This window comes from Rhizobium sp. P40RR-XXII (assembly GCF_012641405.1).
Taxonomy (GTDB): domain Bacteria; phylum Pseudomonadota; class Alphaproteobacteria; order Rhizobiales; family Rhizobiaceae; genus Rhizobium.
Window position 1 is genome coordinate 1 of record NZ_JABAII010000037.1, and the last position, 16,751, is coordinate 16,751.

Consider the following 16,751-nt stretch of genomic DNA (forward strand, 5'->3'; position numbering starts at 1 on the left):
TCCAATCGGTAGTGATGTTGTTGCTTGGCAGTTAATTGTAAGAACGCACCGGTGAGGTTCATACTTGCTATTTAATTGTGAGCATCGCAGCCGTCAGATTCTCAAATTAAGGGGTGCGGCGAAGCCTTCCACCTACGAGCTCGGGCTATCATGCTCTTGGCCGCGCCAGTACATACGGCTCTTTCATGGCATCGACGAAAGCTGACGTTGTCGTGACTGACAAGATTTTGGAGAATATTGACGCGGCTGAAAACCAATCTTCTTGTATGGGCAGCAGTCATTGAGCTCAGCCCAAAGGGCCCAGCTGTCGGCTTCCATCGAAAAACTCTTGATTCAACGGAATGCCAAGTTAGCAAGTTCGAGCCCGCCTAGAGGCGGTCACCGGCGATCGTCACCGTCGTTGCCACTTGGACGAGCACAGCCATTCGCCTAAATCAGGCATTCCCACGAGAGTTCCTTCACAGGTTTGCCGAGAACTGAATCAAGTCCACTCTTCGGAGCCGTCGTCTCTTATCCACACTATCGCCGCAGGGCATTCATCGCGAAAGAACCACAGACTTTCCTCGTCCATTTTCGCGCTCTCCGTCAATTCGTCAAAATCCGTCTGTGCCGAACATGAATGAGTTGCTTCTATCCCCAGCACCATGGTGCGGCGATCTTTCGGCAAGGATCGCTCCAGAAGCGAAAGCTGCTCGGCGATAGAACCTTTCAGCAGCGAGCCCCTTTTAGAAAGCTTTATTTTCTTTTGATCTAGCAGAGCTTCGACTATACCCAAAAAAACGTCGCGGGCTTCACCGAAATTTTTGTATTCGTCTCGAACAAAGGCCCATAGGCCGTTAAATGCCCAAAGCTCTGAAAGTTCAACGATTTCTTGCCACCGCTTCTCCATTATTTATCTGTCTCCTAGCGGAACTTGAGTTCAACACGCGGCAGCTTGGGGTTTACACCCTGAATTGTCGTGTTGCCAGCAATATCGATTGTCCAGCGAGCACCGGTGGTTCCTGCTGATGTCGAGATTGATCGCAGTGTAATCCGAGTCCCATCGGCAGAGGTAGCCGTATAAATTCCAGAAGTGCTTGCGTGAGCGGTCAATGCCCCGCCCGCAAGCTTCTCCGCATAGGCCATTATCTGGGCATCCGTCAGTGCTTGACTGTCAAGGACAAGAGTGGTTCCGCTTGTATTCCCACCGGAGCCGACGTTGATCTGGACGCCATCAACGTCCAACGAGCTGAGAGGATCGTTCTTGTTGTACAATTTAGCTAGGTCATCAAAGCAATTATTGTGAACCCAAACGCCCTCAGTAGGCCCGTCATTGGCGGCTTGACTGACGAAATACGTATGGAAGTCTGCAATCGTCAGATTATAGGCGTCGAGCGATTTTGCTTCTGATCGAACACTGACGACCGAACTCCAGCTTCCGTCGGCGCCAAGCAACTTTTCACCTGGATACAAGTCACGGACCGCAACCCATGCGCCGTTCTTGATTGGCCCTTGATAGAAGTGACCTTCCGGTAGCGCAACTGGTACGGCTCTGCCTTCCGGAAGAACTGCGAAGAATGGATGGTTTGTTGTCGTTATGATTGTCTGTTGACGTCCGCTTAAATCAGATTTGATCGCCAGATAGACCGTTTCTGCGTGCGTCTCATGGAATTTCGCGAGAGCCAGTTTATAGCCCTCATGCCCTTGTTCATCGCGCGACCAGACAAGCGTCTTACCCGGTCGGATCTGACTGATGGGCGTAAAGCCATCGATCGTTTTGACCAATGTCATGCCGGCAAATGAACAAGAGGCACCAAAAACATTATCTACTGTCTGGTTTGTTTTTGGATCGAAGCTTTTGTTGTTGAAGGCTGCAAGTTCCTCGTCGCCGGCAGCTAGGGCGCCTGTGTTGACGCGTAGCTGATAGATCAACTCCCCACCGACATAGGCGACGGAGACGACAAGAACACCCGTCTCGACGTAAGATTGCCATCTCTCGGCATCCTGCTCGTCGACGTCCATCCCCGTCAAAGCAATCACGGCAGCTGTTTTGGCCTTTTGCCCGGTCAAAGCCCGCGGTACATCTGCCGCGAGATGATTTATGGAAACCGCAGCATTGGCGGCACCAATGGCGCAGGCAACTCCAAATGATGCGGTGCAAGCACCGACGCCGACGAGGCCCATCGCATCGAGGAAGGTTTTGATACCACCGTTACGCTGGCTGATGTCGAGCAGAGCCTCCTGGATGGCCACATCCGCGGACTTGCCATTTGCCACCTCCGCCAGATGCTGTGCAAGTACGACATCATACGGGATGAACTCATCCATGCCGGCAAGCGCTTGTGTTGCCGCGGTGGAATCATCAGCGGTGCCATTTACGATGTCGACAGCAGTCGGAATGCGCATATTGTTATACGCGTTTACGAACGACTGCAGATCGCTGATCATTGATTGGCAAGCCGACGAGGACGGATCGCTCGTGCAGACGCTGATCAAAGTCGCAGTATTCGCCTGGGACATCGCCAGATAGAATGCCAAGCGGGCGTTTTCGACTGTGCAATTGTCGCTTGTTTTGCATTCCAGAGCCGCGCGATAGGCGGCGATGCCATTCTTCCGCTGTTTGTCGTTCAGGTAGTTGTATTGATAATTCGCAGCGCCATAGGCTGCTCCTTCACCGCCGCCGACAGCTCCGCCTACGATGGCGCTCAGGCTCTCACCCAGGAGTGCAGCAAGCTGGTCACGATCAGCCGCCGACAAGTTGCTGTCCTTCAGCATGCCATCTACGAGACGTTCGATGGCGGGTGCGAGCAGAGTAGTTACCGCACCTCCGAGCGCACCTTTCAGCGCTCCCTCCCAGCCATTAACGCCACCAAGCAAACCGGCGCCGATGGCGTGCAACAGCGCGCGGCCAGCACCGCCTTCATCCCAGAGAGCCGCTTCTGCCGGCGTCGCGGCATTGTCTCGAAGTTCGCTGGCAATCTCACCCACGAGCGTCGCCATCGTCTTCTGCGCCGCCTGCAGATCGGCCTGGGTCTTGTACTGTTGGCGCAAAATGTTCTGCAGATCGGGCAGGCCGGGCAGCGAGGTGTTTGTATTGGTCGTGTCTCGACGGATCGTCGAGATATCCTGGACCTGGCGGGCCGGATCGGTGATGGTGATGCCGATGTTGGGGCCGATCGCCGAATAGGCCTTGCCGGTGGCACTGTCGCCGTCCTTGACCGGTGGGGCGATCGTCAGCCCGCTTGTGCCGATCGACCCACCATAGGTGCTGGCGCTCCATTTGGAATGAGTATCGATATCGGTGACGGTCAGCGTGCCGGTGGAGAAGCTGTTGAGCGCAGCCGGTGCGTCGCTAGTGATCAGGCCGCCGATGAGCGACGTATGGTTTTCGATATTAAGGTCGAGGCCGCCAGTGCCGGCATGGATGCCGGATTGTTCGGACACAAGGACCGCGTCACCCTTGGCGTTTTGTAACGTGCCCGAGAGGCTGACGCCTGCTGTGCCGATCGAGGCTGAGGCACTCGTCTGATCGGCCTTCGCTTTCGCAGTATCCACAAGGCTCTCGATCGTCAGGTTCCTGACGTCAGCCGTAACCGAGTTGCCGGCAACGGTTGCGCCCCGAAGGGCGAGATCGTTGGTGACGATCGTGACGTCGCCGGTACCATTGACATGAGTGTTGGTATGACTGACGGACGCGGTGTCGGAACCGCCCTCACCATAGGAGCCGTTGACGCCGACATTGGTACTGCATTTGCTCGTCGCAGTGGAGCAACCGAGATCGACGCCGACGCCGACACTCCAGGAACTGTTGGAGCTCGATGAATTCGACGTGCCCGCGGCCGCATTGAGATTGATGTCGCCGTTTTGTGCCGACAGGAAGATATCGCCTGTCAGCGGGTCGCCGGAGATGGTGGGTAAGCTGAACTCGTCATAGCCAGCGAGGATCTGCGCACCGTCACTGGTGATCGAGCCGTTATCAGCCTCCATCGTGATGGAGCGACCGGCGCGGATATCGGTGACCACCGGTGTCGATGTCGTTGAAGAGGATTGGCTCTGTTGATGGCTGACGCCTGCGTTGATATCGATGTTGAACGAGAGGCCCTTGCCCTTTGCGAGATCGTCGGAGACGCTCTGCAGGTCTTTGTAGCCCTGATAGAAACCTAGAGCAGCTATGGCGGTGTTGGTGACGGCATTGACACCGCCGCTGTCGCTGAGACGCTCGGCAGAGTTATAGATGCTCTGAGCTGCCTTCCCCACCTGGCTGGAGACCGTCAGGGTCACGCCGGCAAAGGTCTTCTCGTGGGCCTCCTGATAGTTGGTGACGTCATTGGCCGACAGCAGATTGATATCGTTGTTGGCAAAGAGATTGACATCACGTTCTGCCGAAGCACTGGTCGCCTGCAGATTAATGTCATGACCGGCCGAGATGTTGAGATCATGGCCAGCCGAGAGTGTTGATATAGCGTTGGTATCGGACTGCTGGGCGCTACTGTCCTTCGTCGACTGTGCACCGATGCCAATGGAGAAGCCGCCATTGCCGGCCGAGAGCGACAGGCCGAAGCCGGACTTCTTCTGCGTCTGCGATTCCGACGAGCTTTCTGCGCCCGGCGTGACATTGACGTCTTGCGCAGCCGACAGATTGATGTCCTGATCGGCGCTGACCGACGAACCCATGATGTTCAGGTTGGTCTTGCGGGCCGTCAGGTTCACGTCCTCGCCGGCGCTGAGTTCGGAGGCGACATTGTCCGTTGAGGACTGCTTTCCGTCTTTCTCGTTCTTGCCATAGAGCGAGATGAAGCCGCCGCCAGAGCCGACGAAGAGGCCGGAATCCTTGCGTTGGCTGTCAGACTGATGGTTCTCCTGTGCGCCGATGACGGCCACGCTGTCGCCGGAGACGTTGATTGAGCCATCGGCATCGACCTTCGAGCCGGCAATGACGGCAGCCTTGCCGGCGTCGAGATTGACATCGCCCGAGGCCGAAAGCGCGGAACCGGCCGTCGTCTCGTTGTAGGCGTCATAGCTCGAGCTGCCGTTGCGCAGGAAGCCCTTTCGCTTGGCGCTGTCGTTCTCGGTCTCGGTGTCCTTGCCAGCAGTGACAACCAGATTGCCGCCGGACTGGATGCTGAGATTGGCAACGTGATCACCGTCGCCGGCCGTTACGGTCGAGGCCGAGACGGTGGTGTCACCACCGGAGATGATGGTTGCTCCACCATTGCCGGAGATCGCCGACCCAACTGCAGTGGTATCCTCCAGATGGCCGTTGGCCTTCTCTTTGATCGAGCTACCAAGGAAGCCGGACTTCTTCGTAGAGGAGTGAACGTCTAGTGTGGAGGAATCCGTCGCCTCGGCGATGGTCAAACCGCCACTGGCCTGCAGACCGACAGAGCCATCAGCAGAAATCTTCGAGCCGATGACATTGAGGTCACCGCCGGCTTTGGCGACGATGTCACCGCCCGCGGTGATTTCCGAGCCGGTATGCGTGGTCGATGAGGACGAGTTGCCACCGAAGGTCGATGAGGATTGGTTCTGCGACGTCGAGACGTTGATGTCGCCCTTCGAGGTCAGGCCAAGATCGCCGCCGGCCTTCAGTTGTGCACCCGAGATCAAAAGGCCCGCATTGCCGTCGACCGCCAGGTTGCCGCTTGCGGTGAGCTGCGAGGCCTGCTGGTCGGTACCGGCGGTCTTGGTGTAGCCGTCATTGGTCAGACGGGCGACATCGGTTGAGATAATATTGACCGACCCTTGCTTCGCCGTGACGGCAAGATTGCCGCCGGCCTTGGCCGTGGAAGCGCTGATATCGATGTTGTTGTTGGCAGTGATGCCGAGATTGCCCCCGGTGGTGATACGGGTGCCGGTCGCATTTTGCTGGCCGCCATTGTCGACCTTGGTTGCGGCAAACGTCACGGTCTGGCCGGAGAGCTGCGCCGCGCCGCCAGCGGCGATCTTGGCGCCCTGCGAGTTCAGCGTGCCACCAGCGGCGATCTGCAGGTTGCCGCCGGCTGTTATGCCGGCATTGGTATTGACGACATTCTGGCCGCCGATGTTCATCGTCTGGGCGGCAAGCGTAATGCCGTTGCTGGCATTGAGGTTCATGTTGCCGCCGGCCAGGAAGACACCGCCATTGGCCTTGATGTCGGTGGCATTGATGGTCATGCCGTCGGCGGCGGCAATCGCGCCGGAATTATTGACGGAGCCGGCATCGATGCTGACGGTATTGCCGGCGATGATCGCGGCGCTGTTGTTGACCTTGGCGCGGTCGGCGGCCGAGAGGTAGACGACCGGCACCAGTACCTGCGCGCCGTCGACGACCTCGGCCTGGTAGATGACGATCGACTGGGTCAGTGACGCCGCCTGCTGTGGCGTGAGCGCCTGACCGAGGCCAAGGCCGTTGGCTTCGGCATAGGCGACACCATTGTCGAGCAGCGTCTTCATCTGGTCGGTGGCGTTGTTGCCGGGGATGAAGGAGCCGGCGCCGAGGCCATCGCCGATCAGTTGCCGCATCTGCTCGTCGACGAGCTGGTTGTCGAAATAGGCATCGCCGAGGAAGGGAACCTGGGTCTCCGGCGTATAGCCGACGCGGTCGATGAAATAACTCGAGCCGTAGAACTTCGACACATCGAGGAAAGCCGCCCGTGTCTCGAACAGGAAGACCTGGCCCGGCACGGTGCCGCCGACGCCACCGGATTGCGGCTTGGCGACCGAGGCAAGCTGAGCGCCGTTCACCTGCAGCATCTGGGCAAGGTTGCCGCTGTTGCCGATAGCGGCGGTCAGTTTGCCCATCAGGCTGTTCGGACTGATCGCAGCGCCGCCGGTCGTCAGGCTGCTGCCATTGATCGAGGCACCGCCGGCGGCCGTCAGGCTGTTGCCATTGACCGTTGGGCCGTTGCCGATCGTTGCGCTGCCACCCGTCAAGGACGGGCCGCTGCTGAGGCTGGCACCGCCATTGGCGGCGACGCTGGTGAGTGCAGCGTTGACGTTGAACAGCGCACCACCGGCCGTCATGCTGTTTAAGGCGCCAAGCGGATTGCCGGGATTGCTCAAGGTGGCGGAGCCTGCTCCTCCCGACACGGAACCCGCCGCCGAGCTGTTGCTGATTGCGCCGAATGAGAGACTGAGGGCACCGGCAGCCTTGATGTTGCCTGAAGCGCCGCCGATGACCTGGGAGCTCGAGACGATCGAGGTGCCGTTGGCGATGTTGCGCGACGGATCGGCGCTACCATTGGCATTGTAGGCCGTGCACGCACTTTCGGCGCTGCAGGTCAGCGTGGTTGTGCGATAAAGCGCAACGCCCTCGTTGGTGAGTGCGGATCCCGTCAGCGTCGCGTTGCCGTCGGCCTCGATCGAGCTATAGGAATTGGTGAGATTGGTGGCATCAATCGTCAGATCGCCGCCGGCGCGGATCACCGCCTCGGCGCTCAACGGCGCCGTAAACCGATCCTCATAAACCGATTGGCTGATATTGGCGCCGCCGTCCCAGGTGTAGGTCGTGCTGGTGTCCGAGCCGTTGCGGACGACTTCATCGACAATGAAATACCTGGAGGGGTTGTTCGGATCGAGGATCGGATTGCCGTTGGCATCCGTGGGAACACGCGCCTTGATCCAGTCGAAGATCGGCCGCACTTCCGTCGGGCCGCTGCCGCTGACCCAGGTCCAGGCGTGATAGGAGGTGCCGTCGGCGAGTGTTGCCACCGAATACAACAGCGGCTGGTAGTCGGAAAACAGTCCCGGATCGACCCCCGCATAGAGCTGGAACATATTCTGGTCGGTCGATTCCAGATAGGCGAAGGGCTGGCCGGCAACAGCCGGATTAAGGACGAAAGTGCCGACGACAGCACCGGAGGAGACCAACTGGCCCGTCACCCAGGTCGGCGTCGCCGACCGCCTGTTGGTGAGATTCCCTGTCAGGATCGACATATCGCCGCCGGCCTGGATAAGACCGGACACATTGGCGACCGCCGCATTGCGCTGACCGGCAGTAGCCCCCTGGATGGTCAGCCCATTGTTGGCGACGATGGCCCCTTGATCATTGGTGAGCACGCCGCCGACGAAGAAGTTGGCGTTGTTGCCGGCAAAGACGAGGCCGGAGGGGCTGTTGTAGAAATCGCCCGATATGTTGAAGGTGAGATCGTCAGCGGCGGCGAGCTGACCGGCATTGCCAAATGATGGCAGATTGAGCGTCAGGTCGTGCGCGGCAAGCAGCGAGGTGCCAGCCGTCGTGGTCAGGCCTGCGGCGGAAATGGTGATGTCGCCGGAGCCGCCGCCATTGGTGACGGCGTTGACGTCGGCATTGGAGAGGTCGGCATTGCCGGAAAGATTGAGCGTCAGGCCGCCGAAGACGAGATTGCTGCCGGAAAGATTGGCGGAGGAGGCGTTGACGATCAAGGTGCCGGCGCCGGCAATCGCGCTGCCTCGGCTGCCGGAGAGATCGAGAGCGCCGGTGTTGAGGGTGAGATTGCCGCCGACGCGGGTGGTGCTGGTATAGCTGATCGCGCCGGGTGCGGTCAGCGTGGCATTGCCGAGGCTCTGCAGGCTGGCATAGCCGATGTTCTGCGTTGCGGTTGCGGCAAGGCTGCCGCCGGAGAGCAGCACGTTGGCGCTGATGCTGCCGCTGGAGGCGGCAAGCGTCATCGCGCCGGTATGCTGCAGCATCAGGCTGCCGCCGGAAGCCGCATTGGTGGCGGCAAAATCGACGCCGGACACCAGCGAATCTGCTGTGATCGACCGGGCGGACAGAGTGGCGTTGCGCGCAGCCAGCGACTGGCCGGTGAGAGTGACGGCATTGCCGGCGGTCATTGTCAGGTCGCCATGGGCAACGGCGTTGGTGCTGACATTGTTCGCCGCATTGGCGGTGATGCTGCCGGCGGCCATCAGGCTGTTGACGGCAATGTCGCCGGAGGTTGCCTGCAGCGTCAGATCACCCGCAGTGCCGAGAACGATGTTACCGGAGGCGGACTGACTGGTGGCGGCAAAATCGACACCGGCGACGATGACATTGCCGCTGATGCCGGAACCGGTGATCGACACGTTACTTGCGCCGAGAAGCTGGCCGGTGATGGCAACCGCACCGGGACTGGTGGACGAACCGATCGCTACCGTGCCGTGGCTGGTGATGTTGCCGCCGGTAAAGGCGCTTGCCGCCACATCGAGATTGCCGGCGACGATCAACGTGCCGGCGGTGGCGCTTGCCGCGACGATATCGAGATCGCCGCTGGATCCGAGAGCGATGGCGCCGTTTGACGATTGCGCGGTGGCGGCAAAGTCGACGCCGGTGACGGCCTGGCCGACCTGGACAGTCTGACCGGAGAGTAAGACATCGTCGGCGCTCAGAAGCTGGCCGGTGACAGCAACGCTGTTGCTGCCGGCAAGGGTGACATCGCCATGGGCGGTGACGGCACCGGCTGAGATCGTGGCAGCACTGGCGTCGATATCGCCAGCCGACAGCATGGTCGAGGTTGCAAGACCGGTCGAGGCGGCAAGGTTCATGGCACCGGACGATCCGAGCACGATGCTGCCGCCGGCGGCAGTGGTGGCGGCAAAGTCGATGCCGGAGATCAGGGTCGGCGCGCTGATGTGACCGCCGGTGATCGCGAGGCTGCCGGCAGCAAGCACCTGGTTCGTGACGTCGACATTGCCGATGACATCGACTTTGCCGTGGCTGGTGATGCTGTCGGCGGTAAGATCGCTAGCGTGTGCAGCAAAGTCGCCGGCCGACAACATGGTTTGCGAGACGATATCGCCTGTCGCGGTGAGGTTCATGGCACCGGATGACGCCAGCACGATATTGCCGCCGGCCGCCGTGGTTGCGGCAAAGTCGATGCCGGAGATCAGGGTGGGTGCGCTGATGCCGCCGCCGCTCAGTGTCAGATCGCCTGCGGCGAGAATCTGGCTGCTGACATCGACATTGCCGTTGATCCCGACCTTGCCATGGCCGGTGATGCTGTCGGCCTGAAGTTCGGCTGCTGTCGCCGTAAAGTCGCCGGCCGACAGGATGGTGCCGGCCACGGCATTGCCGGAGAGGGTGAGGTCCGTCGCGCCAGCGCCTCCAAGCACGATGTTGCCGCCGGCGGCATTGGTAGCATCGAAATCGATGCCGGAAACGATGGTCTGCGCGGATAGGCTTTGGCCGCGGATCGACACATTACCCGAGCCCAGAATTTGGCCGCTGACGTCGATGGCGCCGCCGAGCGTGACGTCACCATGGTCTGTGATCGCATCGGCGGTGACGGCGCCCCCGCTGGCACTGAGATCACTGGCCGACAACAGAGTGCCGGCATTGATATTGCCGGTCGAGGCCAGCATCAGATCGCCACTGCTGGCGAGCGTGATGTTGCCCCCACCAGCCGCCGTCGCGGCGAAGTCGACGCCGGAAACGATGGTGCCTGCCTTGATACTAGAGCCGGAGATGTTGACGTCGCCACCACCAAGGATCTGGCCGCTAATATCGCTCGCACCAGAAAGGGAGATGTCCTTGTGGCCGGTAACGGCTACGGCAGTAACGGTTTCGCCACTGACGTCGATCGCACCGGCGGCCTGGATGGTTGATGCCGCCGCCGCACCGCTGACCGAGACCGAGAGGTCGCCGCTCTGGCCAAGCACGATATCGCCACTGGCAGCATTGGTGGCGTCGAAGTCGATGCCGGCGATAAGGGTCTGAGCGGACAGGCTCTGGCCGGTGATCGAGACGTTGCCGGCACCGAGGATCTGACCGCTGACGTCGATGGCGCCGCCGAGCGTGACATCACCATGGGCCGTGACGTAATCGGCGGTGACAGTGCTACCGCTCGCACTGAGATCGCCTGCCGATAGCAACGTGCCTGCATCAAGCACGCCTGTCGAGGCCAGCGTCAGGTCGCCGCCGCTGGCGAGCACAATGCCGCCACCAGAAGCAGTGGTCGCCGTGAAGTCGACGCCGGAAACGAGCGCGCCGGCGGTGATGTTGGAGCCGGATATGCCGATGTCGCTGCCACCAAGAACTTGGCCAGTGACATTGGTGGCACCGGACAGCGTAATGTCCTTGTGACCGGTGATCGCGTCGGCGGCAATGGAAGCCGCAGTCATGTCGATCGCACCAGCGGCCTCGATGGTCGACGCCGCGGCCGCACCGCTGACCGAGACCGAGAGGTCGCCCGCGTGGCCAAGCACGACAGTGCCGCCGGCGGCATTGGTGGCGTCGAAGTCGATACCGGCGACGAGGGTCTGCGCCGACAAGCTCTGGCCAGTGATCGATACGTTGCCAGCGCCAAGGATCTGGTCGGTAATACTGATCGCGCCACCGAGCATCATGTCGCCATGGGCGGAGATATCGTCGGCCGCAATGGTCGCGGCGCTGGCAGTAAGATCGCCTGACGACAACAGCGTTCCGGCGCTGAGCGCGCCGGACGCGGTCAATGTCAGATTGCCGGTTCCGGCTGCCGTGGTACCAAGGACAATCGTACCGCCGGCCGCATTGGTGGCGGCGATATCGACGCCGGAGACGATGGCATCGGCCGCGATGCTGGAACCGGAGACGCTGACATTGCCGGCGCCGAGGACCTGGCCGCTGATGTCAATACGACCGCTGCCGGCCGTCGTGCTGATGGTGCCGGCAAGGGTGATGTCCTTATGGCCGGTGATATTGTCGGCAGTGATCGTCTGGCCGGCCGCATCGATCGCGCCGGCTGTCAGGATGGTGCCCGCCTTTATGGCGCCGGCGCTGTCGTTGATGGTCAGATCGCCGCTATTCGCCAGCACGATATTGCCGCCGGCCGCCTGGGTCGCGGCAAAGTCGACGCCGGAGGCGAGAAGATCGGCGCTGACGCCATTGGTGTTGCCATTGATGGTAACAGTGCCGGCAGCAAGCAGTTGGCTGGTGACATCGACGCCGCCATTGATGCCGACATTGCCATGGCTGGTGAGATTGTTCGATTGCAGCAGGGCCGCCTGGGCCGTCAGATCACCGGCCGACAGCAGGGTATCGACGTCGATCGTGCCGGCACCGGCGGTCAGATCGAGCGTGCCGGAGGACGCGAGAGCGATCGTGCCGGCCGCTGCATCGGTGGCGGCAAAATCGACGCCCGAAGCAATTGTCGTCGCCTGAATGCCTTGGCCGTTGATGGCGACATCGCCCGAGGCGAGAAGCTGTCCGGAAATCTTGGTGGCGGCATTGATGCCGACGGTACCATGCGCCGTGATAGTCTGGGCCGTCAGCGAGGTGGCATCGACCGTGATGTTGCCGGAGGACAGCAGGCTTGCGGCATTGACCGCACCACCGGTCGCCGTCAGCTGCAGGTCAGCGGCACTTGCCAAGACGGTTTTGCCCGCCGCATCCGCCTGGGTGGCGGCGATGTCGAGGCCGGAGACGGTGGCGCCGGTCGAGATCGACCGGCCGGTGGCGGCAATTGTACCCTGAGCAAAGACCGTGCCGGCAACGGCTATATCGAGGCCGGCATTGAGGCCGATATTGTTATAACTCAGCAGTGAAGCGGCCGAGATCGAACCGGAGGTCGCGGTGATCGACAGTGCGCCCGTGCTGTTGGCAGCTCCCGTCAAACCGATATTGCCGGCCGAGGCCAAAAGCGTCGCCGTGCCACCGGCCGTGACATTGGCGGCGGCAATACCGCCGGCCGAGCTCATCACCAGATTGGCGGCGCTGTTGCTGTCACCCGAAACACTCAACAGGCCGCTGCCGCTTGACAGAGTAATATCGTCGTCGGCCGCGACCGACTGCAGGGTAATCCCCTGATCGGCCTGAATGGCGAGTTTTGCCTTCGAACTCACCTTGGCCGCCGTCACCTTATTCTTCGAGGTGATGCTGATGCCCTGGCTGCCCGAGGCATTGCCGATCGAGATCTTGCCATCGGCCGACAGCGACAGCTCGCCGGCATTGGCGGCCATGTCGCCGCTCATGTTCACGCCGGCACCTTTTTCCGTGACGACGATCTTGATGCGGTCGGCCTGCATGGCGCCAAGCGCGGTGCCGTCGATGGCATATTCCGGCGTGCCGGAGGTGGCGGTCAGCGCCGTGGCCTCGCCGGTCGCATAGTTGTACTGACTGGCGCCGCCCGTCAGACGGACGGTTTTGCCATAGATCGGCGCATTGACGTGGATGTTGCGCGCAACGACGTCGAAGACGTCGACGGAACCAGGAGCGGATGCGAAGTTGCCCCCTGCCCCTTCGAAGGTGACATCGCCACCATTGACGGTGAAGCCGGTCAGGCTGCCGTCGCTGCCGATCGTCGGAACACCGGTCGTCAGCGTCGCATGCGGCGTATTGATGAAGCCACAGCCACTGCACGAGATTCCGTTAGGGTTAGCCACTATGACATCGGCGCGACCACCGAACACTTCTATTGGACCATTCAGCGCCGAACGATTGGAACTGGTCACCTCGTTCAAAATGACCGAGGCCGGGTTCGAGGCATTGAGGTTGGGATTGCCTGGCGTCACGCCGCCAAGGTTCGAGGTGCCCTGCTCGCCCTTGAAATTGTTGAGGATCGCGCCCTGGGTGCCAACCGACAGGCTGTCGTATTTGTTGTGTGACAGGCCGGCAGCGTTCGGGGTGACGATGTCGATCAGCGGCACGCCGTTCGGAGCAGCCCCGACACTCGGCTGGTTGGCGGCAGGCGCCGTCGTGCTTGCGGAAACGGATTGGGCATTGGCAATCGCCGGCTGCAAAAACAGAAGCGCGCTGAGGGTGACGGCCAGCGATTGCTGTCCGAGGCGCAGGAGCCGGTGAATGGCGTTGCTTGCCGTCGACCGAAAGATAATCCGCTCATTGAACGATTTGCCGGAATCCTGCCCTGAATGCTTGCCCACGATACGCTCTCGCCCTTTTGAGGCTAGGCCACGTCCGCGGATCTCGCAGGACAATGTCGCCTATATCTTGCCTCGCCCGGACCGCGTCATGCGGCACCCTGTTGATGGTTTGTCTTGATGGACTTCGTGGCGGACGTCAATTCACTACACGGATATGGAGAGCAAATTTTGTAGAGTTCGCGTGAGTTTGGTAAAGCCAGTGTGAATTTTGCACCAATGACTTTGCCTAACGCGGACAGAAACACGCATAGCGGATATTTCTTTGAAGGTGCTTCAGCTCTTGCGGCGCGACGACGGTGGGCGGGCTATGACGCGATGCTCGAGCACGAAACCTGGCTCTTGCTCACGCAGCACGTTTGACAGGCGGGCAAACTGGCCGCAGGCATTACAACGGAACAGGCGGTCGCCATTGTCGGAAGCAAATCCGCGATAGTGCATGTGATCTGTTTCGCCACAGTTCGGGCATGGGATATCAGGTCGGATTTCCATGCCAAGCCGCACCTTTGCGTCCCAATGGCCGGTTGGATCGAGCTGCAAGATCCACTCACGCGTTCGTTCGATCCAGCGCTTTACCGTGACGGCCTTCACGCCGATAGCCTCGGCTGCGTCGGTGACTGGCCGCTGTTGCGACAGCAGGCAGATGAACAGGCTAAGCTTTCGAAACTTCAGGCCCGACAGCGGTGTCCCGGTGGTACGGCGGAAATGCACATCGCAGGCAATGCACCGAAATACCGGCAGAACCGGTTTCGGATGGGCTGCGCGCGATGCGAGCACCGTCTGTCCGCTTTCGCAATGTGGGCAACGCGGTGGCGCTTCTGACAAAGACAGGATCTCGTCGAACTGGCCTTGCAGCCAGGCACTGAACGCCTTGTCTTCCGTCTCGGGAATGGGCCGATAGTGCCCCGTCCGCGGCAACATGGGATCGAAGGTGCGTTTCGGAAGGGCGGCTTTCGTCATTTCGGCACCGTATCGATCAGTCATTACGCCGTCCATATCGGCGGGGAGGATATCCCAAGCAGATCGGGATTAGCCTGAGCAATCGTATTCACGGGGTTCGAGTAGCAACGCAACAGAAAACATAAGAGCGGTCAGCACCAGCGGCCGAGCTCCTTGAGCATTTTCCTATGGCATTTGAGGTGATGCTTCATCAGCTTGATGTCATGGAGATAATCATGCTCTGGCTGAAATCGTAATCCGGATCGATGTGGAAGTGGTTGCGAGTAAAACACTCGAACAGATTGATGCCATCCCAGGTGTCGATAACCTGTTCGAGGCTTTTCGCCAAATGATGCAACGGCGAGCCAGACTCGTCCTCATCCCTCATCTTGTGAAGCCGCAAATGGACGTGCTGGAGCATGTCGGTCCGCATGTACCTGTTCAAGAGCATGAGCGAGTGGCTCGGGGTTTTCGGAACTGCAAAACCCATCTTGTCTTCCGGTGGTGGAGCTTCATGCGAGCGGTCGTCATTGTCATTCATCATGTTTCTTTCGCAGATCTGCTCCGTGAGTGGTAGTCACGAGTTTTGCTCGAACGCCACAACAAACCCCGATTTGATGTGACGCTGTGCAGTGAAAATATCGCAGGGCTCGCTTAGCGATGGCGATCACAACGTATACAAAACCGGATGCTGTGCCATTGCTGAACGGCGAACAAAGCTGTTTTGAACAATGGCAGGACGCAAATGGGGAGTTGATCGAAGCTTACGAACGAGCAAAGTATGCCGCTCTGCTACTTTGCGCCTAACATAAATATATTCGTTTCCGTTTCCACCCAGCAGCCTCATTCATGGCTGTATATTCCTTTGAGGTTTTGATGCTCCGTAAGCCGCAGCCGAAAACACTACATCCGACTGATATTCTTGTTGGCAGCCGCATTCGCCTGCAACGAACGCTCAAGAAGATCAGCCAGACGAGGCTTGCAGATGGTCTCGGCATTACCTTTCAACAGATTCAGAAGTATGAGAAGGGCACCAATCGGGTCAGCCCCAGCCGACTGCAGGCAATCGCCGACATCCTTGGTGTTCCGGCTTCCTATTTCTTCGAGGACGAGCTGAACGCGCCGTCAGCAACAACACCATCACAGGCGATCCCAAGTGGCAGCGAATTCCTGCAGTTCCTGAATTCCGAAGAGGGCGTCAATCTCAACAGAGACTTTTCCAAGGTGCGGGACCCAAAGGTGAGACAAAAGATCCTCAGCTTGATAAAAGCACTGGCGAACGAGGCGTTCGAATAACAGAGCGACGATTGTCGGTTCGTGCCTCGCGCCGGATTCCTTCACCGGCGCGCTGTCTCCGCAATGCTTTCGAGGCTCTGAATCGAGTTTCCCTAGCGGTTCACTGACGAGCCAATCGCCATAGCGCATAAATTTCCACGCCAAATCCCGTTCCACATGGTTCCTGATTTCGTTGCCGTCGCACCGGAGCTTAACGTCCTCAATTGTGTAAACGAGCTCACAGTCGGGTGTTATCGAACGCTTCTTATTCTTATCGGCAATCATTCGCAGGGTGAGCGGCGGCTGCGTGCCAACTAAGCGGTCCCCTACCCTTCCCAGCTGGCTCAAACGCAGAGATGGAAGCATGTCTATGGCTACCTCATTATCGCTAATGGGTGCCAGATCCGCGGCGTCAACCAAAGCCCGGAAACGCCACAGCGCCCAATAGACGGCTATTTTCAACGGGCAACCCGTGGCCTCGGCGTAAGCTGTCAGCTGGTCGACATCGACCTTCCTGAGCACGAGGCGTTGACGATCCGGAGCCTCGGCATAGACGTTTTTGACTTCAACAAGCCATTGGGTGCCATCTTTGAGAACCAAGCGAAAATCAGGTGCTGTATATTCGCCTTCTTGATGGATAACGCCTCGTATCTTCAGTCTTCAGCATTTTGCATTTCGCCCAGGCCCACGATAAGCGCCTCAAACATATTCTGCGTACGCTGCCCGTGCTAAAGAGCCTCATTTTGCAAGGCGTCTGCAACGGATGT

Annotated in this window: 5 protein-coding genes and 1 pseudogene; 1 reads left to right on the forward strand and 5 read right to left on the reverse strand. The window is 59.8% G+C overall.

The genetic code is table 11. From position 1 onward, the window contains the following. Nucleotides 1-481 precede the first annotated feature (481 nt). From HGP16_RS33395 to HGP16_RS33410, 5 genes and pseudogenes are all read right to left on the reverse strand, one after another. Entirely contained in the window at nucleotides 482-889 is a 408-nt protein-coding gene (locus tag HGP16_RS33395) for a DUF596 domain-containing protein (protein WP_168844217.1), read from the reverse strand. Between the two features lie 14 nt (nucleotides 890-903). Then, the gene (locus HGP16_RS34630) at nucleotides 904-11,037 is read right to left on the reverse strand and encodes a hemagglutinin repeat-containing protein (protein WP_409526884.1); all 10,134 of its coding nucleotides are present in this window, start codon (nucleotides 11,035-11,037) and stop codon (nucleotides 904-906) included. Between the two features lie 1,773 nt (nucleotides 11,038-12,810). Next, nucleotides 12,811-13,773 (reverse strand): annotated as a pseudogene (locus HGP16_RS34895) (filamentous hemagglutinin N-terminal domain-containing protein); the annotation flags it as partial. A gap of 273 nt (nucleotides 13,774-14,046) precedes the next feature. Beyond that, the gene (locus HGP16_RS33405) at nucleotides 14,047-14,754 is read right to left on the reverse strand and encodes a DUF746 domain-containing protein (RefSeq protein ID WP_168844219.1); all 708 of its coding nucleotides are present in this window, start codon (nucleotides 14,752-14,754) and stop codon (nucleotides 14,047-14,049) included. Nucleotides 14,755-14,920: 166 nt separating this feature from the next. Beyond that, complete coding sequence (locus tag HGP16_RS33410; protein ID WP_168844220.1) at nucleotides 14,921-15,253, reverse strand: hypothetical protein; 333 nt, start codon at nucleotides 15,251-15,253, stop codon at nucleotides 14,921-14,923. A 305-nt stretch (nucleotides 15,254-15,558) separates the two neighbouring features. Here HGP16_RS33410 and HGP16_RS33415 point away from each other — a divergent pair, with 305 nt between their 5' ends. Beyond that, entirely contained in the window at nucleotides 15,559-16,005 is a 447-nt protein-coding gene (locus HGP16_RS33415) for a helix-turn-helix domain-containing protein (protein WP_246705656.1), read from the forward strand. Nucleotides 16,006-16,751: the final 746 nt, after the last annotated feature.